General features: G+C 69.7%; 23 protein-coding genes and 1 tRNA gene. 8 read left to right on the top strand and 16 right to left on the bottom strand.

Annotated elements, in window-relative coordinates:
- Positions 1–278: 278 nt before the first annotated feature.
- From PYS65_RS22590 to PYS65_RS22560, 7 genes are all read right to left on the bottom strand, one after another.
- Positions 279–809, bottom strand: a complete 531-nt coding sequence (locus PYS65_RS22590) for a hypothetical protein (RefSeq protein WP_279335756.1) — start codon at positions 807–809, stop codon at positions 279–281.
- A 9-nt stretch (positions 810–818) separates the two neighbouring features.
- Entirely contained in the window at positions 819–2,615 is a 1,797-nt protein-coding gene (locus PYS65_RS22585) for an alpha/beta hydrolase (RefSeq protein ID WP_279335755.1), read from the bottom strand.
- Between the two features lie 9 nt (positions 2,616–2,624).
- Positions 2,625–3,068 carry a hypothetical protein gene (locus PYS65_RS22580; RefSeq protein ID WP_279335754.1) on the bottom strand — a complete coding sequence of 148 codons (444 nt, stop codon included), beginning with the start codon at positions 3,066–3,068 and terminating at the stop codon, positions 2,625–2,627.
- Positions 3,069–3,215: 147 nt separating this feature from the next.
- Positions 3,216–4,586 carry a type VII secretion-associated serine protease mycosin gene (mycP, locus tag PYS65_RS22575; RefSeq protein ID WP_279335753.1) on the bottom strand — a complete coding sequence of 457 codons (1,371 nt, stop codon included), beginning with the start codon at positions 4,584–4,586 and terminating at the stop codon, positions 3,216–3,218.
- Positions 4,587–4,616: 30 nt separating this feature from the next.
- Positions 4,617–6,203 carry a translation initiation factor IF-2 gene (locus PYS65_RS22570; protein WP_279335752.1) on the bottom strand — a complete coding sequence of 529 codons (1,587 nt, stop codon included), beginning with the start codon at positions 6,201–6,203 and terminating at the stop codon, positions 4,617–4,619.
- The gene (locus tag PYS65_RS22565) at positions 6,203–6,631 is read right to left on the bottom strand and encodes a hypothetical protein (protein ID WP_279335751.1); all 429 of its coding nucleotides are present in this window, start codon (positions 6,629–6,631) and stop codon (positions 6,203–6,205) included. Before PYS65_RS22565 ends, PYS65_RS22570 begins: the two co-directional genes overlap by 1 nt.
- 371 nt (positions 6,632–7,002) lie before the next feature.
- The gene (locus PYS65_RS22560) at positions 7,003–7,671 is read right to left on the bottom strand and encodes a histidine phosphatase family protein (RefSeq protein ID WP_279335750.1); all 669 of its coding nucleotides are present in this window, start codon (positions 7,669–7,671) and stop codon (positions 7,003–7,005) included.
- 180 nt (positions 7,672–7,851) lie between these two features.
- Between PYS65_RS22560 and PYS65_RS22555 the strand changes: the two genes are divergently transcribed.
- Positions 7,852–8,067 (top strand): hypothetical protein, encoded by a 216-nt coding sequence (locus tag PYS65_RS22555; protein WP_279335749.1) that lies wholly within the window; start codon positions 7,852–7,854, stop codon positions 8,065–8,067.
- Between the two features lie 158 nt (positions 8,068–8,225).
- Here PYS65_RS22555 and PYS65_RS22550 read toward each other — a convergent pair whose 3' ends face one another.
- Both PYS65_RS22550 and PYS65_RS22545 read right to left on the bottom strand, forming a co-directional pair.
- Positions 8,226–8,729 (bottom strand): DUF2267 domain-containing protein, encoded by a 504-nt coding sequence (locus PYS65_RS22550; RefSeq protein WP_279335748.1) that lies wholly within the window; start codon positions 8,727–8,729, stop codon positions 8,226–8,228.
- Positions 8,730–8,857: 128 nt separating this feature from the next.
- The gene (locus tag PYS65_RS22545) at positions 8,858–9,280 is read right to left on the bottom strand and encodes an Hsp20/alpha crystallin family protein (protein ID WP_279335747.1); all 423 of its coding nucleotides are present in this window, start codon (positions 9,278–9,280) and stop codon (positions 8,858–8,860) included.
- Positions 9,281–9,503: 223 nt separating this feature from the next.
- On the opposite strand from PYS65_RS22545, the gene PYS65_RS22540 reads away from it, so the two are divergent.
- Entirely contained in the window at positions 9,504–9,806 is a 303-nt protein-coding gene (locus PYS65_RS22540; protein ID WP_109378376.1) for a hypothetical protein, read from the top strand.
- 30 nt (positions 9,807–9,836) lie between these two features.
- Here the strand turns inward: PYS65_RS22540 and PYS65_RS22535 are convergent, their stop codons facing one another.
- Positions 9,837–11,189, bottom strand: coding sequence for a DUF445 domain-containing protein (locus PYS65_RS22535; RefSeq protein WP_279335746.1), 1,353 nt, complete (start codon positions 11,187–11,189; stop codon positions 9,837–9,839).
- Positions 11,190–11,411: 222 nt separating this feature from the next.
- Between PYS65_RS22535 and PYS65_RS22530 the strand changes: the two genes are divergently transcribed.
- Positions 11,412–12,779, top strand: a complete 1,368-nt coding sequence (locus PYS65_RS22530) for an SGNH/GDSL hydrolase family protein (RefSeq protein WP_279335745.1) — start codon at positions 11,412–11,414, stop codon at positions 12,777–12,779.
- A gap of 97 nt (positions 12,780–12,876) precedes the next feature.
- Here the strand turns inward: PYS65_RS22530 and PYS65_RS22525 are convergent, their stop codons facing one another.
- The 4 genes from PYS65_RS22525 to PYS65_RS22510 all read right to left on the bottom strand — a co-directional run bounded on the left by PYS65_RS22525 (position 12,877) and on the right by PYS65_RS22510 (position 16,460).
- Positions 12,877–13,710: a DUF1707 SHOCT-like domain-containing protein gene (locus PYS65_RS22525; RefSeq protein WP_279335744.1), complete on the bottom strand. Its 834-nt coding sequence runs from the start codon at positions 13,708–13,710 to the stop codon at positions 12,877–12,879.
- Positions 13,711–13,759: 49 nt separating this feature from the next.
- A complete protein-coding gene (locus tag PYS65_RS22520; RefSeq protein WP_279335743.1) occupies positions 13,760–14,839 on the bottom strand; it encodes an ABC transporter ATP-binding protein in 1,080 nt (359 codons plus the stop codon).
- A gap of 3 nt (positions 14,840–14,842) precedes the next feature.
- Positions 14,843–15,607 (bottom strand): ABC transporter permease, encoded by a 765-nt coding sequence (locus PYS65_RS22515; protein ID WP_279338036.1) that lies wholly within the window; start codon positions 15,605–15,607, stop codon positions 14,843–14,845.
- A 67-nt stretch (positions 15,608–15,674) separates the two neighbouring features.
- Positions 15,675–16,460, bottom strand: a complete 786-nt coding sequence (locus PYS65_RS22510; protein WP_279335742.1) for an ABC transporter permease — start codon at positions 16,458–16,460, stop codon at positions 15,675–15,677.
- Positions 16,461–16,830: 370 nt separating this feature from the next.
- On the opposite strand from PYS65_RS22510, the gene PYS65_RS22505 reads away from it, so the two are divergent.
- The gene (locus tag PYS65_RS22505) at positions 16,831–19,275 is read left to right on the top strand and encodes a transglycosylase domain-containing protein (RefSeq protein ID WP_279335741.1); all 2,445 of its coding nucleotides are present in this window, start codon (positions 16,831–16,833) and stop codon (positions 19,273–19,275) included.
- A gap of 141 nt (positions 19,276–19,416) precedes the next feature.
- Here PYS65_RS22505 and PYS65_RS22500 read toward each other — a convergent pair whose 3' ends face one another.
- Together PYS65_RS22500 and PYS65_RS22495 are read right to left on the bottom strand one after the other, a co-directional pair.
- Positions 19,417–19,773, bottom strand: coding sequence for a GroES family chaperonin (locus PYS65_RS22500; RefSeq protein ID WP_202277633.1), 357 nt, complete (start codon positions 19,771–19,773; stop codon positions 19,417–19,419).
- A gap of 55 nt (positions 19,774–19,828) precedes the next feature.
- Positions 19,829–20,158, bottom strand: a complete 330-nt coding sequence (locus PYS65_RS22495) for a DUF3618 domain-containing protein (protein WP_279335740.1) — start codon at positions 20,156–20,158, stop codon at positions 19,829–19,831.
- A 145-nt stretch (positions 20,159–20,303) separates the two neighbouring features.
- Here PYS65_RS22495 and bcp point away from each other — a divergent pair, with 145 nt between their 5' ends.
- From bcp to PYS65_RS22475, 4 genes are all read left to right on the top strand, one after another.
- Positions 20,304–20,771, top strand: a complete 468-nt coding sequence (gene bcp / locus PYS65_RS22490; RefSeq protein ID WP_279335739.1) for a thioredoxin-dependent thiol peroxidase — start codon at positions 20,304–20,306, stop codon at positions 20,769–20,771.
- Positions 20,772–20,905: 134 nt separating this feature from the next.
- The gene (locus PYS65_RS22485) at positions 20,906–21,556 is read left to right on the top strand and encodes an HNH endonuclease signature motif containing protein (protein ID WP_279335738.1); all 651 of its coding nucleotides are present in this window, start codon (positions 20,906–20,908) and stop codon (positions 21,554–21,556) included.
- Complete coding sequence (locus PYS65_RS22480; protein WP_279335737.1) at positions 21,553–22,260, top strand: HNH endonuclease signature motif containing protein; 708 nt, start codon at positions 21,553–21,555, stop codon at positions 22,258–22,260. Before PYS65_RS22485 ends, PYS65_RS22480 begins: the two co-directional genes overlap by 4 nt.
- Positions 22,226–22,309: transfer RNA gene (locus PYS65_RS22475), tRNA-Leu, on the top strand. Before PYS65_RS22480 ends, PYS65_RS22475 begins: the two co-directional genes overlap by 35 nt.
- The last annotated feature ends 8 nt before the right edge of the window (positions 22,310–22,317 follow it).

Below are 22,317 nucleotides of genomic sequence, written 5' to 3'. Positions count from 1 at the left end.
ACAAAAGCTCCCGCAGGCCCCTCCCCATTCCGCCGCCTAGGACGAAGCCGGCAAATTCTCCACCTGCGATCCCCGTGAAGATCCGACGTCATCGGCGAAGCATGGCGAGGTCACACTGATGGACGCCACCCCTTCGCCCTTTCCCGGTCGACGAATCCGGTGAGCGCGGTCATCAAACTTCACCTGGGACTGCCTCACGGAGTTCTTCCAGTCACGATCCTCGCCATGTGGGTCAGGGAGTCACCGAAATGAGTGTCGCCCTGCGCCTTGTTTGTACATCAGAAGCGTTCGATCTCTTGGCCGTCCGGGATCTTGTAGCAGCCGGATACGACATCCAGGCTCAACTTCGGTGGATCGTTCTTCGACATTTTGATGATTCTCGTACTGACCTTTTTCTCGTCATTGTCTGCGGTCATTCTGATGTTCTTGTTCTTACTGGTGTCTGGCCCATAGTCGACGATTTTCCATCCGCGTTTCGGCAACTCTTCCTTGAGGCGCTCCATGGCTACGTCAAGGTCGCTCGCCGAGGCTGGATAGAAGCTCCAGGGATGGAGGATCTGGAAGTATTTTCCTGTGTCCTTCCCTGAGCACCCCATGACCGTCGAATAGCTTTCGGACGCCCTTCCCTTGACTCCGATCAAATCGTAGATACCACTGGACACCCTTTCGGTCGCATCGGCGGCATCGGATGATGTACTTGTGCCGGAAAACGGAACGCTGTCGGAGTTGCCTTCAGTCATGCTGCATCCAGTAAGAGTGACGAGGAGAACGGCAGCGGCAAGCGCGAGGGCGCTCGGTCGAATATTCATTATCGGCTCCTACCTGGAATGCGCCCATGGGTCGGGCGGCGGCTTCAGCGCCACTTCGTCGCCCTTCCCGACAACGATCAGGGCTTGATTCAACAGGCTCTCGGTGTCCGGCTTCCAGTAATCACTGTGGCCTTCGGTGTCCGTGGCCACCTGATTGGCGCCGAACTCGGGGTCGCTGGGGATGATGAAACCGTCCCCACCGTGACCCCAGCGGCCAACGTCCGGAACCACGTCTCCGTCGGCCTCCTGGTTCCATACGTTTCCCTTGGGGACGTCCATCTCCTCTGCACTGGACACTTTGACGCCTGGACTTCCCGCAAAGATCACTTCATCGGTGTTGAGGTGCCCCGTCTGGGCTGCCGCGCCGACGAGAGTCGTGCCGTACGAGTGGGCGATCACGGTGGTGTGACCCGGCGAATCACCGGAACGCGATGCGTCAAGTCCATCCATGAAACTGCGGAACGCTGGGGCGCCGTCGTATGCATAGTGTTCGAAGGGCGCGTCTTTAAAGACGTCGTCAGGCGCGTCATAACCGAGCCAGGTGATTGTAGAAGCAGATTTTCCGTCGGCTTCGTTATTGGCTGCGTGCCAGACGTTCACCATCCGGCTAATGTTTCCCTCGATTCCCCCCAAGTCCGACTCCGTGCCCGGCACATAGACAGCCGTGTGATCTGCGGTGTCAGGGTTTCCGTTGGCGATGATCGCGCGGCCGTCTTTTTCCGCGTTGAATCCCAACAGGTACGCCTCCGGCAGCCCTCTCCTACCGGTCGCGTCGAAGCGGTTCTGGATGGCCTGCATGCCTTTGAGGGATCTGTCGAGCTGGTCGTACCGGTCGCCGTACTTGTTGTTCCACTGCATCCACTCATCGGTACGCACCTTGGACGGGTAGCCCCCGACCGTGACCCAGGTCCATTCGTTGGCGGGTGGCGCCGGAATCGAGTTCAGCTCCATCTGCATTCTGCCCCGCGTCGTGTCGAACACGATGCGGTTGGCCTCGTCCCGGACCATGGAGGGCAGCCCATCGAGCCCGCCTACGGTGCCGGGTCGCGCGGAGACCCACGCGGCCTGCTCCTCTGCACTGAGCGCCTTCCACCACTCCGCGTTCTCCTTCGGACTGCCGTCCTTGGGTGGCTGTGGCAGTGAGTCGAGGTACTGCTTGCCGGCCTCGGTCACGCCCTTGGTGTCCGAGGACGTGTCGGCCCAGTCCGCATCGGAGACGGTGAGGTCGTCGTCCGCCCTCAAGGCCCGCAGCTTCGGTGCCCACTTCTTGTCGGCTTCCGTCGCTTCCTTGAGGGCGGTGGCGATCAGGTCGGCGCAGTCCTGGGCGAGGCGGTGGTGGGGGTTGGGGTCGAAGTTGGCTGCCTGGCGGCCGACGGCGGAGGCCGTGCCGTCCGTCAGGCCGCTCACCGTGCCACCGCCAGGGATCTTGCCGTCCTCGCCCTTTTCGCCGCCGGGCGGGTAGGTGACCGATCCGTTGCTGTTCACGGTGAGGTTCGCCGCCCGGGCGCTCTCCAGGGCCGCGTCGAGCTTCCTCCTGGCCGCTTCCATCTCGTACGAGAAGGCTTCGAGAGCAGTACCGATGAGTCCGCACTGCGCTTGGATGTAGTGGAAGTTCTGGCTCAGCTTCCCCAGCTGCTTGACCGCCGCGGTGGCGGCCTCGCCCTTCAGATGGTTCCGCATGGCCACGGCGATCTGGTTGTCGATGCGGTCCTTGGCCGTGCTCGCCATGTCGGAGGTGCTGCGATAGCCGTCGGCCGCTTCGGAGTACTCGGCCGGCTTGAGGGCCTTGAGTGTGGCGAGGTCCATGACGTCCGGTTACCGCCCCTTGTCCTGGCCGCCGACAGCAGGCGTGTCCGCGTACGCCACCTCAAGCCTGGCGATCTCCGCCTCGACCGACTCGTCCGTCTGGCGCTGGTCGTTGCCCGCCTTCACCAGCAGGCTCGAGAGTTTTCCGCAGCGCCCGCTGACGTTCTTGACGTAGATCTCCCAGGAGGCGTGGACATCCTTCTGGGCGGCGGCGGCCAGGCAGCCGGCGTCGCTGCCGAGTCCCGACTGGCCGTCCTTCAGCTTCGCCGTCGCCTTGCCGATGTCCTCACGCAGCGAGCCGATGTCCGTACCAGCCTTTGTCCAGGCCGACTTGCTCGAGATGAGAGTGCCCGCCCTTCCACCGGGGTCGGCCGGTGACTGGTCGAGCTGTATCTGCACGGACTGCCGCTCGGCCGCTGCGGTCTTGAGCTGCTCCCATTCGTCCCACGCCATGCGTGGTTCCTCCCGTTTCCCGTCACTCGCTGCCGAGCGGATGTGGATGTGCGTCCGCAACGCAGTGGTTGTGGTCGGGAGAACGGTAACGGCCCGTCATCATGCGCCTCATCCGCATCGGGCACCACTGTGTCTGAGTAGCTGTACTCAGTTGGGACCAGGCCCTTGACCGGGCCGGATGGCGCTGCCCGGAGCCTCCGGAGGAGTGGGCGGAGGCACCGTGAACCCCGCTGTCGGGTGGGGGAACTGGCCTGGGACGGGGGCGGGTGCCGGGAGTGGGGCTGCCGGTGTCCGGCGCCTGCGGAGGACGGTGGTGACCGCGATGGCCGCTGCGAGGAGTGCGGCCGCACCGATGCCCAGCGTTGTCCAGAGGGCGCCGTCGTTCGTGGACGCCGCGGAGGCCTCTGCGGCGGTGTCGTCTTCCTTGGCCGGAGCGCCCTCGTCGGAGGTTCCAGAGGCTTGAGGGGAGGGTGACTTCGGCTCGGCGGCCGCGAGATCGGGGAGCGGGTAGACATCGGCGGGGCCCGGGTCGCCGGGGTTCTGCAGGGCGATGCGGGGGCGGACGATGCCGTAGCCGATGGAGTCGTTGCGCTTGGCGCCGTCCGTGGGGCCGCCGATGGTGTTGAGCATGACGCGCAGGACCTGGTTGTTGGTCCAGTCCGGATGCACCGACCAGATCAAAGCGGCGCTGGCCGAGGCGAGGGCGGTGGCGTCGCTGGTGCCGTGGCCCCGGCACAGCCCGGTCTCGCTCCCGCAGGCGTGCACCATGTCCTCGCCCGGGGCGGCCATGTCCACCTGCGGCCCGTACTCCGACTCGGCGGTCCTGCGCAGGTCCTTGCCCACCGCCGCCACACCGACTACTCCCGGAGTGGCAGCGGGGTACATCACCTCGTTGGCCTTGTCACCGTCGTTTCCAACGCCGGCAAAGATCAACGATCCTTTGTCGAGTGCATACTTGACCGCTGCGGTCAGCTGCGGCGAACCCTCCGTAGCTGCCTGGGAAATGTTGATGACCTTCGCGCCCTTGTCGGCGGCATAGCGGATCGCCGGTGCGACTGCCTTGTTGAAATGTTGCTCGGCCTCAGCCAGGTTGGCTGCCGTGTCTGTATTGGGCAGTCGGATCGGGAGAATCTTCGCGCCGGGGGCGAGCCCGAAGGCACCGTTGCCGCCGCCGTACGCGCCGGTCCCCGCGATCAGGCCGGCCATGCCCGTGCCATGGCCCTCGTAGTCGGTGTGCTCGTCGCCCGGCTGGTCCGGCGCGAGGTCCTTGCCGGGCAGGATGCGTCCCTTCAAGTCTGGATTGTTCGGGTCGACGCCGCTGTCGATGACGGCGACCGTGACACCCTCGCCGGTGCTGGACTGCCACATCTGCTCGGCCTTCATCACGTCCAGGAACCACTGCTTCTCACGCGTCGACTCCGCGTGGGCCGTCGTGCCCGCGGCGGTGACCAGCAGCAGGCCGAGGGCCGCCGATGCCGCCGCACGGCGGCCCCTGTGTCTGGTGCTGCTGGTGCGCATGAATGTCGCTCTCTTCCATTCCTGGGTAAGTCAGTTGATGACCGGCGGTACGGTGCGGCGGTCATCCTGCCGCCGAGTCTCCTCGTCCTCGGCCGCACGGCGCGGCCGCCCGTTCCTGCCACCAGGGCTCGTAGGGGAGGCCGGCTGGGGTGCACGAGCTCCACCGGCACCGTGACTCTGCCCCGAGCGCGCCGCACTGGACACGCCGCCCACGATGCCGTGGTCGGCCGAGCCGGAGCTACCCGCCGTACCTGGGCTACCAGGTCCGGACACCACCGCTCCCGTACGCCCCGGCTGTTGTGGACGTCCGCTACCCCCACCGGCGTTCGGCAGCGGACGACCGCCGACGACCCCACCGTTCGAGAACTGGGAGCGACGAGCGGGGACCTGACTCTGCTGGCCCACCACACGTCCCGCCGGACTCGCCGTACCAGCGGTCGGCCCCACCGGGCCGTGCGTGACCGCGCGATCCCCACCTACAACTGTTCCGCGCGGGATCGCCCCGGTCGGCCTGCCCTCGGGCGGCATGACAGAACGGCCGCCGACGATGCCATTACTGCTACCGGCAGCGCCGGCACCACTCGGCATGCGTACGGGATTCAACGTCGGGCCTTGGCCAGGCTGGAAAGGCATCCGGCCCATGCCAGGAGCCCGCCCGTGCCCCGCCGGGCTGTTGACTGGAGCACCGGCTCTGCTGCCGAACACCGGAGGAGTGATGCCGCTCTGCGGAGCCACTCCGCCCTTCACTGATTCCGGGCCGGGCTGGCTGCCTGCCGCAGCTGTCGGAGACGGCGAACTCTGAGGCAACGTGGCCACGGAGTCGACGGCCATCTGTGTGGGTTGTTTCACGTCCACCGGCGTGTGGTGCGCGGATGATGCCGCTCCCGGAGACTGAGACTGTCTCAGGTCCGGAGCGCCGGCGGAACCCTCCCGGCCCTGCGCCAGGTAAGCAGAGGAGACGGTGCCGGAGATGGTGGTCCCCGTCACTGAACTGCCGGGGCGATTCTCCGTGGGGTCGTAGCCGATCGAGCGGCTGTCCGTCGGCACGAACGCCTTGGGCGGTGGCGGGAACTTCGGGCGCTCCAGCGCGTTCAGCTGTGTGGCCGACCACGTATACGTCTGTCCCAGCTTTCGCATCTGTGCCGCTGCCTGCTGACGCACCTTCTCCTTGTTCGCCGCCAGCGCCTCGAGTTCGCTGGTGGACTTGGCGCCCACCGCCGCGGCATCCGGGTCGTTGCGTGCCGCCCGCGCCGCGTCCAGGTTCGCCTGCGCGCTTTCGGCGTCACGGGGGATGGCCACCTGCGCCTGGGCGATCGCTCCGGACGTCTCCGCCAGCCACTTCGCCGCGTCCTCGCTGAAGTCGCCCAGCCGCAGGGTGGAGTTGGCCAGATCGCCGCTCCAGGTGCGGAAGGCGTCCGCGCCCTTGCCCTTCCATTCCACCCACTGCGGGCGGACCTTCAGCTCCTCGGCGATCTTGCGGATCTCCTCCGCCGCTGCCACCAGCCGGTCGGCGGCGGCCTGCACCGTCCCCGCGTTCGCCTGATCCAGCCATGCCAGCATCTGCTCATGGCTCATGTCCTCGAAGGCCGTTCCGCCTCCGGGTTTCCTGCCTGCCATCAGATCGACCCTCCAGCGTCGTCGCCCACCGGTGTCCGGCCGCCGCCGCTCGGGTCCTGCTGGGGGAGGCCGGGATCGTAACTGCCGCCGTAGTGCTTCGTGGTCTCCGCGCTGATCGCCGCCATGCGGTCACGGACGTCCAGGTCGATGTTCTGGTAGCCCTTGTGCGAGGCCAGCACGGCGATGTTCATGCCCTCCATGGAGTCCGACAGCAGCTTCGAGAGCGTCTCCAGTTCGCCGATCACCGTCTCGTACGCGGTGAACAGCCCGGCCGCCTCCGCCCACGCCCCGTCTCCGCCGCCGAACTGGTGGCGTGCGAGCTGCTCCTGGCCCACCTCGCCCGGGCCTGCCGCCGAGCCCTTCAAGTCGCGGATGAGGTCGTCGACGCGCTTGCGGAACGCCGTGAACGACGACAGCTCGGCGGCCATGTCGGCCTGTGCGGAAAGCGCCCCCGCCGCCGGACCGAACGGGGCCGACGCCCATGACGACAGACCCGGACCCGAACCGTCCTCGCTCGGCAACACAGTGCCCTCCCCGTACCTCTTGAACAACCGGACATCCCACAGCCGCACCAGGAACTCTAACCACCGGCAGTGACAATCCACAGCCGTCTCGTCGCGGAGAGCTACCGGGGTCGGGCTGCGCAGGGATCGCTCGGCCCGTCGCCGGGGCCTGGCGGCTCTTCGAGCATGAGTCCATCCAACACCAAAGCGTGATCAGCCGTATGAGTGTTCGTACTCAGACGGCTTCTCGAACGGTGTGCCCGAGTTTCTCGTACAGGTTCACAGGCTCCTGCCGGCTAGCCGTGGGCGCCTTCGACGGCTTCCCCCGCGGGGCCGCTCTCGCCCGGTCCACTGTCCTCGGGGCCGAGGGAGTGGTCCTCCCAGCGGTGCGCCCGCCAGCCCCCGCCGGGGGTGCCGGAGAGGATGACGGCGCCGGTGTTCCGCAGCGCGTGGGCGGCGGCGAAGTCGACGTCGACGTTCTCCGCCCGGGCCGCCACCCACATGCGGATCGCGGCGCCGTGGCTGATCATGGCCACGGTCTCGGCCCCGGTGGCCGCGGCCTCCGCCACGACGGCGTCGTACCGCCCCAGGGCCTCCACCCCGTTCTCACCGCCCGGCATCCGGAGCCCGGTGTTCCCCGCCGACCAGGCGAAGGCCGTGGTCAGGTAGGTCTCGGCGGCCTCGGCGTCCCCTCGCATCTCCAGGTCGCCGGCGGACAGCTCCCGGATACCATCGCGCACCACGACCTCCAGTCCCGTCCGGGTGGCCAGCGGTGCCGCGGTGAGCTGGGTGCGCAGCAGGGTGGAGGCGTAGAGGACGTCGATCCTCTCCTTCGCCAGCGCGCCCGGGAGGGCGGCCGCCTGCTCCTGGCCCAGCGGGGTCAGCCCGGGGCCGGGCTCTGCCGTGTCCAGCAGGTGCTTGAGGTTGGAGGGGGTCTGACCATGGCGTATGAGCAGGAGTCGCATGTCCGGGTCTGTCTCCGTGAAGGCCGGGAGGGAGGTGGCCCTCCACTCTCCCACTCCTCTTGTTCCCGTGTCGGGTCGCCGTCTGCGGACCGGCTGGCCATGCTGGTGCTGGGAGCGGCCTGCTTCCCGGCGGCCTTCCCGGCCACTTCCCAGTGACCTCCCAGCGACAAGGAGCACGGCATGTCCACGGACCCGGTCGGACGATTCCTGACGGCTCTGGACCCGGAGCACCGGGAGGCCGTCAGCGCCAAACCGCGCGAGGAGCAGGAACAGCTCGCGGCGGCCTGGGAGCGGGAGCTGGAGAGCGACACCGAACTCGACTCCCTCGACGAGCTGTCCCCGGCGGCGGCGGAGGCCGAGGCTGCCCGCCGCGTCCTGGACGGCAGGACGGGCTGATCCCGACGGCGCCCCTCGCGCCGGACACCGGCACTCCGGGGATGTCACACATCCCCGGAGTGCCGGCAGGGGGCGCCCGGCCGTCTGTCACGCAGTGGGCCCGCAGCCGTCGTCGCCGCCCTGTGCCGTTTCGGCGGTGTGGCGAGCGGCTCCGTCCGTCACTCCGCCGGGGACAGTTCCGCTCGGCCGAAGAGGAGGGCGTAGCCCGGGGGCAGCTGGTCCAGGAGGCGGGTGACCAGGGCGTCCCCGACCAGGCGCGGCAGGACGCTCAGGACCGAGCTGACGTCCCAGCGGGCCGTGGCCGGGGTCGCGCCCTCGATGCGGGTGGCCACCGAGTCGACGAACTCAGCCGCCGTCAGGGGGCGGGTCGCCGGGATCTGGGAGGCGATCACCCTGGCCGCCTCCTCGGGCAGGGCGCGGGCCAGGTCGACGCGTTCCTCGCCGACGACGTGGCCGCCGAGGGCGGACAGGACGATGCGGGTGACGCTCTCCGCCTCCGCTCTCGTCGGGTACTGACCCGTCTCTCGTACCGCGTCCACCAGTTCGCGCCAGCCGTCGTCCCGGCCCTCGTCGCGGCGGGTGCGGCGGTCGCGGTTCGGGGCGGGGATCACCACCCCTTCCGTACGCGGTGTCACGGGCTTGTGCGGCGTCAGCGTGGTCATGGTCGTGACTCCTCTCCTTCTCAGGGCTTCGACTGCCCCCGGATCAGACAGGCATGGGTCGCGTCCCGCGGAAACCGGAATCCGGAAACCGAAAGCCGGAATCCGCGGGACGCGCTTGGTGCGTGCTGTCAGCCGCCGATCTGCTTGCGGCGGTCGCCGCCGGTGATCTGGATGCGGCGCGGCTTGGCCTGTTCGGCCACCGGGATGCGCAGGGTCAGGACGCCTGCTTCGTAGGACGCGTCGATGTGTTCGGTGTCCAGGGTCTCGCCGAGGAAGAGCTGGCGGGTGAAGGAGCCCGTGGGACGTTCGGCGACCAGCAGCTCCGCTTCCTCGGGGGCCGGGGAACGGCGTTCGGCGCGCACGTTGAGGACGTTGCGCTCGACGTCCAGTTCGATCGTCTCGGGGTCGATGCCGGGGAGGTCGAAGTGGACGATGAAGTCGTCCCCTGCCCGGTAGGCCTCCATCGGCATCACCGAGGGACGGCCGGTGGAACCGAGGACCTGCTGCGCGAGTCGGTCGAATTCACGGAAGGGGTCCGTACGCATGAGCATCACAGCTCACTCCTTTCATCCATGGTCCAGGTGCGATGCCCTACGCCTTCTTATATAACTCGCGGGAGGAAAGTTGACAAGCTGAGACTCAAGTACCGGTTCCGGCATCCACGGCCCCCTCACGGTCTCGGCCCGCCCCGGGCGCGGGACGGCCGGTCCGGGAGTTAGCCTCGAAGTCCTGGAGGGCGCCCTTCGGGCGCAGTCGCAGAAGGCAGGACAGGACATGGCGAAGGTTCCCGGCTCGGTACTGGCCGCGAGCGGACTGGTCGGCGGGTACGGCGTGGCCCGCTGGACACGGAAGCGGGAGCTGGGCGGGGTCGTGCTCGCCGTCGCCGGGGCCGCCGCCGCGCGGCAGTGGCGGGAGCGGGCCGGAGGGACGGCCGCGGGGGCGCTGTCGGCCGCGTACGTCGCCGCCTTCGCCGGGTCGCATCCCCTGGCGAAGAAGGTGGGCGCCTGGCCGGCGGTGTTCGGGGCGGCGGGGGCCGTGGCGCTCGCCTCGTGGGCGGTCGCCGACCGGCGGGGCTGAGTCCGCCGGGCACCCCGGGCACCACCTCCCCTACGCCCCCAATGCCCGCGCCACCGTGTAGATGACCAGGCCCGCCAGGGAGCCGACGACCGTGCCGTTGATGCGGATGAACTGGAGGTCGCGGCCGATGTTCGCCTCGATCTTCCTCGTCGTGTGCTCGGGGTCCCAGCTCGCCACGGTGTCCGTGATCAGGGAGGTGATCTCCTTGCGGTAGGTGGTCACGACGTACACCGCGGCGCTCTCCAGCCAGCCGTCGACCTTGCCCTGCATCCTGGGGTCGGCCGCCATGCGCGCGCCCAGCGACAGCAGTGAGGCGCGTACCCGCAGCCGCAGCTCGCTGCGCTCGTCCTCCGCCGCGGAGACGATCATGGATCGTACGGCGGTCCAGGCGGAGGCGATCAGGTCCTGGACCTCGTCGCGGCCGAGGACCTCGCCCTTGAGGCGCTCGACCCGGGCGCGGGTGTCGGTGTCGGACTGGAGGTCGGAGGCGAAGTCGGCGAGGAAGCGGTCGAGGGCGCCGCGCGCGGGGTGGGTGGGCATGTCGCGCATCTCGGTGATGAAGCGCAGCAGCTCCTTGTAGACGCGTTCGCCGACCTTGCGGTCCACGAACCTCGGGGTCCAGCCGGGGGCCCCGCCGTGCACGGCGTTCATCACGTAGTCGCCGTGCAGTACGAGCCAGTCGTGGGCGCGGGTGACGACGACGTCGACGGCCTTCTTGTGGCCGCCGTCGGCGACGACCTTCTCCAGCATCTTGCCCATGCCGGGCGCGATCTCCTGGGCGTTCGCGCGGCGCGTGACGGCCTCGCCGACCACCGCCTGGACGTCGGAGTCGCGCAGCACGGTCAGCGCGCCGCGCAGGGCGGCCGACAGCTCGGCGGTGACCCGGTCGGCGTGTTCGGGCACCGCGAGCCAGGTACCGAGCCGGCTGCCGATGCCGACGGCGCGCAGCCGCCCGCGGACGACGTCCTCGGAGAGGAAGTTCTCGCCGACGAAGTCGCCCAGGGAGACACCGAGCTGGTCCTTCTTGTTGGGGATGATCGCGGTGTGCGGGATGCGCAGGCCGAGGGGGTAGCGGAAGAGGGCGGTCACGGCGAACCAGTCGGCGAGCGCGCCGACCATGCCCGCCTCGGCCGCGGCGGCGACATAGCCCGCCCAGGCGCCGGCGCCCCGGTGGGAGGCCCATTCGGCGAGGACGTACACCACGGCGACGAACAGCAGCAGTCCGGTCGCGGTGAGCTTCATCCGGCGCACACCGCGCTGCTTCTCCTCGTCCGCCGCGCTGAACGTCGTCATCGTGCGGTTCGTGACGCCGCCGGCACCGGAACCGGAACCGGCTCCGGCATCCGTGGTGTCCGCCGCCCTCGTCCGCTCGGTCCGCTTCATCCGCTCCACTCGCTCCACCCGCTCCGGCCCACCGCACCTGTTCGGTGATCCCTCACACATTGTCCCTTCCTGTCCGACTCCCGGAACGGAACAGGAGTTCCCGGCGTCTGTTCCAGGGGGATCCGACAGAAGCCCTGCCGGGCGACTCCCCCTCGGCCATGACGCATCATGGTCATCCGAACGGAGCCTCGGGCTCCCACCGTCCGAGGAGAACAGAACAGCATGACCCGGCGACGTGACGGGGGCGCGGGGGCGCCGCCCGCGAAGTACCGCGCCCTGCTCGCCGCCATGGTCGCCGCGATCGTGGCCGTTTCCGCCGCCATATACGTCACGGCGGCCTCCGACGACGGTACGCGACACCGCGGCACCCTCGCCGAGGGCCGCGACGCCCCGCGGAACCCGGCCGCACCCGCCTCCACCGGCACCTGGGTCGGCTCCTGGGCCGCCTCCCCCGTCGGAGGCGAACCCGGCACCGAGACGACCGGCCTCGCGGGCCGCTCGGTGCGCAACGTCGTGCACACCAGCGTCGGCGGCACCGGCGCCCGGATCACCCTGTCCAACCTCTACGGGCAGTCCCCGCTGACCGTCACCCACGCCACGATCGCCGTCTCCGCCGGCCGGGGCACCCCGGCGGCGCTCGCCGGCACGATGCGGCGGCTCACCTTCGGCGGCGGCCCCGCCGTCGTCATCCCGGCCGGCGGCCGGGTGCTGAGCGACGCCGTGCGCGTCGCCGTCCCGCACGACGGGGACGTCCTGGTCACGACGTACTCCCCCAGCGTCTCCGGACCGGTCACGTACCACCCGCACGCCCGTCAGATCTCCTACGCCGCCCGCGGCGAGCACACCCGCGACACGACCGGCGTCGCGTACACCGAGGAGAGCGCCTCCTGGCGCTACCTGACCGCGCTGGACGTGCTGAGCAAGGAGGCCGACGGCACCGTCGTCGTCCTCGGTGACTCGCTCACCGACGGGATCACCTCCACCACCGGCGGCAACAACCGCTGGCCGGACGTCCTGTCCGACCGGCTGCGCGCCGCGGCCGAGGCCGGGCGGAACGTGCCGCGCCACGGCGTCGTCAACGAGGGCATCAGCGGCAACCGCGTCCTCGCCGACGGCCTCGGCCGCCCCCCGGAGAACCCCAGCGGTCTGAACCGTTTCGACCGCGACGTCCTCGACCGTACGAACGTCAGGGTCGTCGTCATCGTCCTCGGCGTCAACGACATCCTGCGCGACCGGGACCTCGCCGACCCGGACGCGGTCGTCGGCGGCCTGAACACCCTGGTCGAGCGGGCGCACGCCCGCGGGCTGAAGGTCGTCGGCGCGACCCTGATGCCGTTCGGCGGCCACCGCGGCCACACCGGCCCGCGCGAGGCGGTACGGCAGCAGATCAACGCGGAGATCCGCGCGGGGCGCGTCTTCGACGCCGTCGTCGACTTCGACCGGGCCCTGCGCGACCCGTACGACCCGCGCCGGCTGCGCTTCGACTACGACTCGGGCGACCACCTCCACCCGAGCGACCGGGGGTACACGCGGATGGCGGAGGTCTTCGACCTGGACGACCTGAAGGGCGGGGCACCGGCCCGGCTGTAGGGAGCGGGCGGGCGACCGCCCGACGCGGGCGGTCCGGTCCGGTTCGGTTCAGTCCGGTTCAGTCCGGTTCAGTCCGGTTCGGTCTGGTCCGGTCCGGTCAGCGGTCGCCGTCGCGGCGGGGCTCGCGCTGCTCCTCGCCGTGGCGGCCGTGCAGGGAGTCGAAGGAGCCGTAGCCGTGCCCGGCCCCGTGCCCGCCGTGGCCCAGGGAGGCCTGGCCGGACGAGGAGACGTCGAGCTCGCCGCCGTGTTCCTTGCGGTCCCTGCGTTCCAGCTTCTCGCGACGGCGTTCCTCGCGCAGCCGCTGCTTCTCCGCCCGGGCCATCTTGCGCTGGACACCGACACCGCCCCAGAAGGCGAACCCCGTGACGACCACCCGCGGGGCGCCCGGGTCACCCGGCTCGCCCTCCTCGCTGTGGTCGAAGCCGCCCATGAGGCCGAAACCGCGGACGACGACCTCGACACCCGGCGGGACGATGACGTCCACCCCGCCCATGATCGCAATCGCGTTGATCACGACCTCGCGGTCCGCGAAGTTCGCCTCCCGCAGGTCGATCTGCCCGCCGCCCATGAAGGTGAAGCAGTTGAACCGTCGCGGCGCCGTCCAGCGGCCCTTGCGCTGGAACCCCGACATCACGGCGACGGCCCAGGTCGACGTCCCCTCACTGCCCGGGACCACCCGGTCCGCCCAAGTGTCGCCCCGCTCCGGGGGCTTGGTCAGGGACACGGCGGGGGCCGTCACGCCCGGGGCGGGCAGATCGCGGGTGATCGGCTCGAGTTCCCGGTAGGTCCGCGCCTTGTACGTCGCGTCCAGCCGCTCCTCGAACTCCTCCATGTCGAGGCGCCCCTCCGCGACCGCGTCCCGCAGGACGGCGGCGACCCGCTCTCGGTCGGCATCGGAGGCGCGGAGGTCCGGGACTGCGTCGTCGGTCATGGACAGCAGCCTACGAGGTCCCCCGATCGAGGGCTACGAGCGGCAGGGTCTACGGGACCGCCCGCCCCGCCGCGTCCGCTTGCTCCGCCGCACCCGCCTGCTCTGCTTGCTCCACCCCGTCCACCCCGTCCACCCCGTCCGCCTGGTCCGCCTGGTCTGCCCGCTCCGCGTACATCTTCGCGATCACCGCCTCGATGTCCGGCTCCCGCACCGACAGGTCGACCAGCGGGTACTGCGCCGCGATCCGCGCCACCAGCGGAGCCGCCGACTCCGTCGCCGGGAACGCCAGCCACTGCCTCGGCCCCTCCACCCGCACCACCCGCGCGGGCGCCGGCGCGTCGATCGGCGGCATCTCCCGCTCCAGGTCCACCACCAGGGTCCGCTCGCTCTCCCCCGCCCGGTGCAGCCCGGCGAGCGGGCCGTCGTACATCAGCCGGCCGTGGTCGATGACCATCACCCGCGAGCACAACTGCTCGATGTCCTGCAGGTCGTGCGTGGTCAGCAGCACCGTCGTGGCCCGCTCGGCGTTCAACTCCCGCAGGAACTCCCGCACCCTGGTCTTGGAGACGACGTCCAGACCGATGGTCGGCTCGTCCAGGTACAGCACCTCCGGGTCGTGCAGCAGCGCCGCCGCGATGTCGCCGCGCATCCGCTGCCCCAGGGACAGTTGACGCACCGGGGTGTCCAACAGGGCACGCAGGTCCAGCAGTTCGACCAGCCGCTCCAGGTTCGCGCGGTACCGCGCGTCGGGAATCCGGTACATGCGGTGCATCAACCGGTACGAGTCGATCAGCGGCAGGTCCCACCACAGCGTCGTCCGCTGCCCGAACACCACCCCGATCCGGTGCGCCAGCCGCATCCGCTCCCGGGTGGGATCGATACCGGCCACCCGCAGCCGTCCGCCGCTCGGGGTGAGGATCCCCGTCAGCATCTTGACGGTGGTCGACTTGCCCGCGCCGTTCGGCCCGATGTAGCCGACCATCTCGCCGCGGGCCACGGCGAACGAGAGCGAGTCCACGGCCCGCACCCGCCGCCGCTCCCGCTTCAGGAAGCCGGTCCTCTTCCGCACGTCGAAGACCTTCTCGACCCGGTCGAGAAGGATGAACCCACCGTCGCCGTCACCGTCCACCGGCTAACTCCCTGTACTCCGATACGAACGAAGCCCCGCCCGCCACGCCACCCCCGCCAGCGCGCAGCACACCGCCGCCACCACCGGCGACCCGAACACCGCCCACTCCGGCAGCCCGAGCGGATACGGCCGGCCCAGCACATAGGACGCGGGCACCCAGTTGACGAAGGCGAGCGGCAGCACGAAGGTCACCCCCCGCACCAGTTCCTGCGCGAACACCGTCGGCGGATACTGCAGCAGCGTCTGCCCGCCGTAGGTGAACGCGTTCTGCACCTCGGACGCGTCCTGCGCCACGAACTGGAACGCCGCGCCCGCCACGAACACCGCGCAGAAGATCGCCGCCCCGCTCACCACCGTCACCGGCATCAGCAGCAGCTTCAGCGGCGTCCAGTCGACGTCCAGCGAGACCACGGCCCAGCACAGGACGATCAGCCCCTGCAGCAGACGGGCGACCCGGCGCAGGGCGAAACGGTCCGCGGCCACCTGGGCGAGCACCGGCACCGGCCGCACCAGCAGCGTGTCGAGCGTGCCGTCCCGCACCCGGCGCCCCAGCCGGTCCATCGAACCCAGCGCCAGGTCCGCGGCCCCGAAGGACAGCATGGACAGGCCGTACAGGAACGCCACCTCGGCCAGCACGTAACCGGCCAGCACGTCGACGTGCGAGAACATCAGCGCGATCCCGACGAAGTCCAGCCCGGTCACCACCAGGCTCCCCACGGTCGTCAGGACGAACGACGTCCGGTACGCCATGGTCGACCGGATCCACATCCCCGCGATCAGCCCGTACGCGCGCACCCCCAGCGCCGACCCGCCACCATGCACCGACCCGCCACCGTCAGCCACCCTGGACCACCACCCGCCGCGTCGCCGCCGACTGCACCAGCCGCCCCGCCGCCAGCAGAGCCACCGCCCACGCGCCCTGGAGCGCGAACACCGGCAACGCGCCCGTCTCGCCCATCAGGACGTCGGCCGGCCCCTGGAGGAGCGCCGCCCACGGCAGCACCCGTACGACCTCCCCGAACAGCCCGGGGAAGACGTTCAGCGGCAGCACCATGCCCGAGCAGAGCAGCCCCAGGATCATCAGCATCTGCATCACCCCCGTGCCGTCCAGCAGCCAGAACGTGCTCAGCGCCACCAGATACCGGATCGCGAAACTGACCACCATCGCGAGCAGCACCGTCAGCAGGAACGCGAACCAGGTCAGCGGATCGCCGGGCAGCGCCACCGGGAAGACCAGCACCCCGAACAGGAAGGGGACCACCCCCCGCCCCAGCAACTGGAACCCCGACCGGCCCAGATCGTGCGCCAGCCACCACCACTGCAGGTCGGCCGGCCGGTACAGGTCGATCGCGATCTCACCCGTACGGATCCGTTCCATCAGTTCGATCTCGAACCCGCCGCCCTGAACGGCCAGCGTCGCGTACAGCGCCTGCCCCAGCCACACGTACGTGACCGCCTGCGCCGGCCCGTACCCCCCGAGGTCCGGCCGCTCGTTCCACAACGCCAGATAGGTGTACACCAGGATCAGTCCGAAAACGGTGTTGGTGAACACCCCGGCCACCGTCGCCGCCCGGTACGTCGCGTACCGCCGAAAGCCCCCGGCCACCACGGCCAGATACAACCGGACCGAGCCCCCACCTGCACGTGAGCCGGTACTCGCGGCCTCACCCACCACCGTCTCCCGACCTCTTCGCGTCCGGCGCCGAAGCGCAGGATCGTACTGCCCGCGCCTGACGCCCTGCCAGGTGTTTTCCGGCGACCTCGCGGGCGACGGCCCCCGCACCGCAACCGGCCGCCCGCGGCCGTACCCCGCACATCGAGGGCCATACGTGTGAGAAGCCGCATGCGCGGCCCGGACGCGCCGTCGGCAGGGAACTGAGCGCCGGATGCGACAGTCCTCTATAAGAGGAACGAAGAGCAACACACGACGCGAACGTGAACCCATCACGCATACCGCGACGAACACGGTGAAACAGGAGGCCGTACTCGACATGAGCGACGAGCCGCAGCCACAGCAGCACGGCCAGGGCTGGGCACCACGGGAACCGCGGACCACCGGTACCCCGCAGCGCGGAACCGGAACCGGAACCGGGAGCCGGACCGGAGCCGGGGGCAAGCGGACGCGCACCGGATGGCGCCGTTACGTCCCCACCTGGCGGATGGTGCTCGGCGGCTTCCTCGTCGCCGCCCTCCTTCTCGTCGGCGCGTTCTTCCTCGGCTACAGCCTGGTGCACATCCCGTCCGCCAACGCCCTCGCCACCCAGCAGGCCAACGTCTACCTGTACGCCGATGGATCCGTCCTCGCCCGCGACGGCGAGGTCAACCGGGAGAGCGTCCGCCTCGACCGGATCTCCGAAGAAGCCCAGCACGCCGTCCTCGCCGCCGAGGACCGCGACTTCTACACCGAGTCCGCCGTCGACCCCCAGGCGATGATCCGCGCCGCCTGGAACACCGCCACCGGCAAGGGCAAACAGTCCGGCTCGACCATCACCCAGCAGTACGTGAAGAACTACTACCTGCGCCAGGAGCAGACCGTCACCCGCAAGGTGAAGGAGTTCTTCATCGCCATCAAGCTGGAACGCGAACAGAGCAAGGACGAGATCCTCGAGGGCTACCTCAACACCAGTTACTTCGGGCGCAACGCCTACGGCATCCAGGCCGCCGCCCAGGCCTACTACGGCATCGACGCACAGGACCTCGACGCCCCCCGCGCCGCCTACCTCGCCGCCCTCGTCAACGCCCCCAGCCAGTACGACGTCATCGCCCACCCGGAGAACCGGCCCGCCGTCGAGTCCCGCTGGAACTACGTCCTGGACGGCATGGTCCAGCAGGGCTGGCTGAGCGAGGCGGAGCGCCCCGGCCTGAAGTTCCCCGAGCCGAAGGAGACCACCACCTCCACCGGCATGTCCGGCCAGCGCGGCTACATCGTGCGCACCGTGAAGGACCACCTGATCCGGAACAAGATCCTCGACGAGGAGGAACTCGACGTCGGCGGCCACCGCATCACCACCACCCTGCACAAGGACAAGCAGGACGCCTTCGTCGACGCCGTCAACGACAACCTGATCGACCGGCTCGACCCGGAGAACCGAAAAGTCGACACCTACGTCCGCGCGGGCGGCGCCGCCATCGACCCCCGCTCCGGCAAGGTCGTGGCGATGTACAACGGCATCGACTACGTCAAGCAGTACACCCCCAACGCCACCCGCAGGGACTACCAGGTCGGCTCCGCCTTCAAACCGTTCGTGTTCGCCTCCGCCGTCGAGAACAGGGCCACCACCCAGAGCGGACAGCCCATCACCCCGAACACCGTCTACGACGGCACCAACGAACGCACCGTCCAGGGCTGGCCCGGCGAACGCTACGCCCCGGCCAACGAGGACGACCGCTCCTACGGCCACATCACCGTCCGCGAGGCCACCGACAAGTCCGTCAACGCCGTCTACGCCCAGATGGCGGTCGACGTCGGCTCCGACAGGGTCCAGCAGACCGCCATCGACCTCGGCATCCCCGCCACCACCCCCGAACTGACCCCCTCCCCCTCCATCGCCCTCGGAGTGGCCACCGCCAGCGCCCTGGACATGGCCGTGGCGTACGCGACCCTCGCCAACCACGGCGAACACGGCGCCTACACGCTGATCGAGAAGATCACCAAGGACGGGAACAGGACGGTGCCGCTGCCCGAGCGGAAGACCCGCCAGGCCGTGAGCCGCGAAGCCGCCGACACCACCACCGCCGTCCTGCGCGGCGTCGTCCAGAACGGCACCGCCTCCGCCGCCCAGGGCGCCGGCCGCCCCGCCGCCGGCAAGACCGGCACCGCCGAGGAGGACAGGGCCGCCTGGTTCGCCGGCTACACACCCGAACTGGTCACCGTCGTCTCCGTCATGGGCCAGGACCCCGTCACCGCCGCACAGAAGGAGCTGTACGGCGCCCTGGGCCTGCCCCGCATCAACGGCGGCGGCCCTCCCGCCGAGATCTGGGCCCAGTTCACCCGGGAGGCGCTGAAGGGCGAACCCGTCAGCGACTTCGACCTCCGGCTCCAGCGCGGCGCCGAGCGCACCGCACCGCCCACCGCGAGCGCCGCCCCCTCCTCGGGCGGCCCGGACGACGGCACGTCCGACACGCCCGGCACGGACGAGAACGTCGACCGGAACCGGGAGCAGGACGAGAACGGCGAGGACGGCACCGAGGGCGGACCCCGGGGCCGGACCGACGAGGGCACCACCGGCGACATCCCCACCGGCGGCGGCACCTCGGACAGCACCCCCGCAGGCGCCACCGACGGCGGCACCGACGGAGCCAACGGCACGGGCGGGACAGGCAGGCCGGGCGGACCCTCCGGAACCGGCGCGGACACCGGCAGAGGCGACCCGGGCGACCCGGGCAACCGGGGCGGCCTCACCGGCCACCTCCAGCAGAGCCCCCGCAGACCCTGAGCGACCGGGAGGGAGCAGGCGACCGGGCTCCGCGCCCCGAGGCCACCTTCAGCCCCACCACCGCGACCACGACCACCACTGGGCGAGACGAGGAAGAAAAGGGCTGGTGACGACGGTCACCAGCCCTTCCTCGTCCCAGATCTACAGGTACAAGCCCGTCGAATCCTCCGAACCCTCGAACCGGTCCGCGGCCACGGCGTGCAGATCACGCTCCCGCATCAGCACATAGGCGGTGCCCCGCACCTCGACCTCTGCGCGGTCCTCCGGATCGAACAGCACCCGGTCACCCGGCTCCACCGTCCGCACGTTCTGCCCCACCGCGACGACCTCGGCCCACGCCAGCCGGCGGCCGACCGCCGCCGTCGCGGGAATCAGGATGCCGCCCCCGGAACGCCGCTCACCCTCGCTCGCGTCCTGCCGCACGAGTACGCGGTCGTGCAGCATCCGGATGGGCAGCTTGTCGTGCCGGGGGTCGTGCTCGTTTCTCTTGGCGCTCACACCTGAAACCTACCTGCCCTCACCACGGACGCACGCCCGCGGGTCGCGGACCGGGTCAGCGCCTGCGCCGACGCGTCCCCAGGGTCAGCAGCCCCACGACGCCCACCACCAGCAGCGCCACCGGCACCACCCGCTCCAGCCGCGGCGCCCCGTCCGCGTCCACGAACTGCGCCTTCACGTCGCTCACCGCACGATTGACCCCGACGTACGCCCTGCCGAGCGTGTGGTCGATGTTGGAGGCGACCCTGGCCTTCGCGTCCCCGACGATCGTCTTCGGGTGCACCCGCACACCGATCTCGTCGAGGGTCTCGGCCAGCACCGCGCGACGGCGGCTGATGTCCGCCTCGATCTGCGCCGGGGTTCTGGTGTCCGCCGTGTCCGCCACCGTGTCGCCTCCGAAATCCGCTGAAACCCGTACCTGTGCCGGACAGTCTGTCAGCTTCACGCCGCGCCGCACCGTCAGGGCACCCGGATACCCTCGAACCCGGTACCTGATCCACCCAGCGCGCACGTAAGAGGAGACCAGACCGATGAGCGAACGCCTCCAGCCCGGGGACGACGCCCCCGCCTTCACCCTGCCCGACGCCGACGGCAACGAGGTGTCCCTGGCCGACCACAAGGGCCGCAAGGTCATCGTCTACTTCTACCCGGCCGCGCTCACCCCCGGCTGCACCAAGCAGGCCTGCGACTTCACCGACAACCTGGAACTGCTGGCCGGCGCGGGCTACGACGTCATCGGCGTCTCGCCCGACAAGCCGGAGAAGCTCGCCAAGTTCCGCGAGAAGGAGTCCCTGAAGGTCACCCTCCTCGCCGACCCCGACAAGCAGGTCCTGGAGGCGTACGGCGCCTACGGCGAGAAGAAGCTCTACGGCAAGACGGTCGTCGGCGTCATCCGCTCCACGATCGTCGTCGACGAGGACGGCAAGGTCGAACGCGCCCTCTACAACGTCAAGGCCACGGGCCACGTCGCCAAGATCATCAAGGACCTGGCGATCTGACCCTGAGAACCCCGACGACGGCTCGTACCGACTCCCGGTACGAGCCGTCGCGCGTTCCACGCGTGACCGTCCGATAAACGGTTCGTTACTCCGTACGAGGCCACGAACGGGTGGCCGGGATCGGAGGGGAACCGATGAGGGCCAGTGCATACACCAAGGAGCGCCTGGAGGAGGCAGCTCGGGGGGCGCGGACGTTGTCGGAGGCGTTGATGCGGCTGGAGGTGGATCCGAGGAGTTCGACGCGGGCGTACATCCGAGGGCGGATGAAGAAACTGGGCGTGGACGTTTCACATTTCGAGCCCGATGGAGTGCGATGGACCAGGGACGTTCTGCAAGCGGCGGTCTCCACGTCGACCAGCATGTACGAGGTGCTGCGCCGCCTCGGGATCGAAGTCGTCGGGGGTCATCACGCGCACATCAGCCGCCGCATCAAGGCGTACGGCATCGACACCTCGCACTTCACGCCAGTGGTCCGCACCGAGCGGCAGAGGTACAACCAGCGCCGCCGGACCGCTGCGGAGATCCTCGTCGAGGACACGTCGGATCACGCCAGGCGCATTCCGAGCAGTCGCCTCAAGAGGGCGATTCGCGAACTCGGCCTGGACGAGCGCTGCGCGCTCTGCGGAATCGAGCCGGTGTGGCTCGGAGAGCCGCTGCCACTCGAGGTCGATCACGTCGACGGCAACTGGCGGAACAACCGGATCGAGAACCTTCGGCTGCTCTGTCCCAACTGCCATTCGACGACTGACACTTACCGCGGTCGAGGCAAGAGGCATGACTCGTGACCAGCAGCATGCGGTACACCTCCGGACGGCTGGCCGAGGCAGCCGAGAGGTGCACCGACATCGATGAGGTCATCGCTTTCCTGGGTGCCCGGCCATACGGGAACCTCCGCCGGTACCTGTCGAGACGGTTCGTTCACTTCGGCATCGACATCTCGCACTTTCGCCCCTGCGGCAGGCGCTCTCGCCCCACGGAGGACGAGCTACGAGCGGCAGTCACCGAGTCGATCTCCCTAGCAGGGGTGCTGCGTCGCCTGAACCGCCCTGACAACGGCGCACAACGCGCGCAGTTGCGTATGTGGATCGCCGAGCACCGCATCTCGACGTCGCATTTCCTTGGGCAGGCCCACCACCGAGGAAAACTCGGTACGAACGCCAAGAACCCTGAAGAGGTGCTGGTGAAGCACGGCAGTACCACTCGGAGAGCGACCAAGCGCCTGCGCCGGGCGCTTATCAGTGTCGGAGTGGCCGAGGAATGCGCCCGCTGCGGAGTCGGTCCCGAATGGCTGGGCAGACCCATGACCCTGGAGGTCGATCACATCAACGGGGACTGGCGGGACGACCGGCGGGAGAACTTGCGGTTGCTGTGTCCCAACTGCCACGCGATCACCAGCACGTGGTGCAGGGGAGGCACAAGGCAACGCACGACTCCCGGTACCATGACAGGCGCCAGCGGCGGTGGCGCAACGGCGACGCAGCAGACTTAGGATCTGTGGCCCTTGATCGGGCTTGAGGGTTCGAATCCCTTCCGCCGCACACTAACG

The sequence above is a fragment of the Streptomyces cathayae genome (assembly GCF_029760955.1).
Classification (GTDB): Bacteria; Actinomycetota; Actinomycetes; order Streptomycetales; family Streptomycetaceae; genus Streptomyces; species Streptomyces cathayae.
The sequence above is the reverse complement of the archived record's forward strand: the minus strand, read 5'-3'. Positions and strand labels throughout refer to the sequence as shown.

What these genes read in the sequence shown, in the direction of transcription:
- PYS65_RS22590 (WP_279335756.1), bottom strand. Translation starts at nt 809, where the DNA reads ATGAATATTCGACCGAGCGCCCTCGCGCTTGCCGCTGCCGTTCTCCTC.
- PYS65_RS22580 (WP_279335754.1), bottom strand. Translation starts at nt 3,068, where the DNA reads ATGGCGTGGGACGAATGGGAGCAGCTCAAGACCGCAGCGGCCGAGCGG.
- PYS65_RS22535 (WP_279335746.1), bottom strand. Translation starts at nt 11,189, where the DNA reads ATGAAGCGGACCGAGCGGACGAGGGCGGCGGACACCACGGATGCCGGA.
- PYS65_RS22485 (WP_279335738.1), top strand. Translation starts at nt 20,906, where the DNA reads ATGAGGGCCAGTGCATACACCAAGGAGCGCCTGGAGGAGGCAGCTCGG.
- PYS65_RS22545 (WP_279335747.1), bottom strand. Translation starts at nt 9,280, where the DNA reads ATGCTCATGCGTACGGACCCCTTCCGTGAATTCGACCGACTCGCGCAG.
- mycP (WP_279335753.1), bottom strand. Translation starts at nt 4,586, where the DNA reads ATGCGCACCAGCAGCACCAGACACAGGGGCCGCCGTGCGGCGGCATCG.
- PYS65_RS22585 (WP_279335755.1), bottom strand. Translation starts at nt 2,615, where the DNA reads ATGGACCTCGCCACACTCAAGGCCCTCAAGCCGGCCGAGTACTCCGAA.
- PYS65_RS22530 (WP_279335745.1), top strand. Translation starts at nt 11,412, where the DNA reads ATGACCCGGCGACGTGACGGGGGCGCGGGGGCGCCGCCCGCGAAGTAC.
- PYS65_RS22570 (WP_279335752.1), bottom strand. Translation starts at nt 6,203, where the DNA reads ATGGCAGGCAGGAAACCCGGAGGCGGAACGGCCTTCGAGGACATGAGC.
- PYS65_RS22550 (WP_279335748.1), bottom strand. Translation starts at nt 8,729, where the DNA reads ATGACCACGCTGACGCCGCACAAGCCCGTGACACCGCGTACGGAAGGG.
- bcp (WP_279335739.1), top strand. Translation starts at nt 20,304, where the DNA reads ATGAGCGAACGCCTCCAGCCCGGGGACGACGCCCCCGCCTTCACCCTG.
- PYS65_RS22560 (WP_279335750.1), bottom strand. Translation starts at nt 7,671, where the DNA reads ATGCGACTCCTGCTCATACGCCATGGTCAGACCCCCTCCAACCTCAAG.
- PYS65_RS22540 (WP_109378376.1), top strand. Translation starts at nt 9,504, where the DNA reads ATGGCGAAGGTTCCCGGCTCGGTACTGGCCGCGAGCGGACTGGTCGGC.
- PYS65_RS22505 (WP_279335741.1), top strand. Translation starts at nt 16,831, where the DNA reads ATGAGCGACGAGCCGCAGCCACAGCAGCACGGCCAGGGCTGGGCACCA.
- PYS65_RS22515 (WP_279338036.1), bottom strand. Translation starts at nt 15,607, where the DNA reads ATGTGGATCCGGTCGACCATGGCGTACCGGACGTCGTTCGTCCTGACG.
- PYS65_RS22565 (WP_279335751.1), bottom strand. Translation starts at nt 6,631, where the DNA reads ATGGCCGCCGAGCTGTCGTCGTTCACGGCGTTCCGCAAGCGCGTCGAC.
- PYS65_RS22525 (WP_279335744.1), bottom strand. Translation starts at nt 13,710, where the DNA reads ATGACCGACGACGCAGTCCCGGACCTCCGCGCCTCCGATGCCGACCGA.
- PYS65_RS22555 (WP_279335749.1), top strand. Translation starts at nt 7,852, where the DNA reads ATGTCCACGGACCCGGTCGGACGATTCCTGACGGCTCTGGACCCGGAG.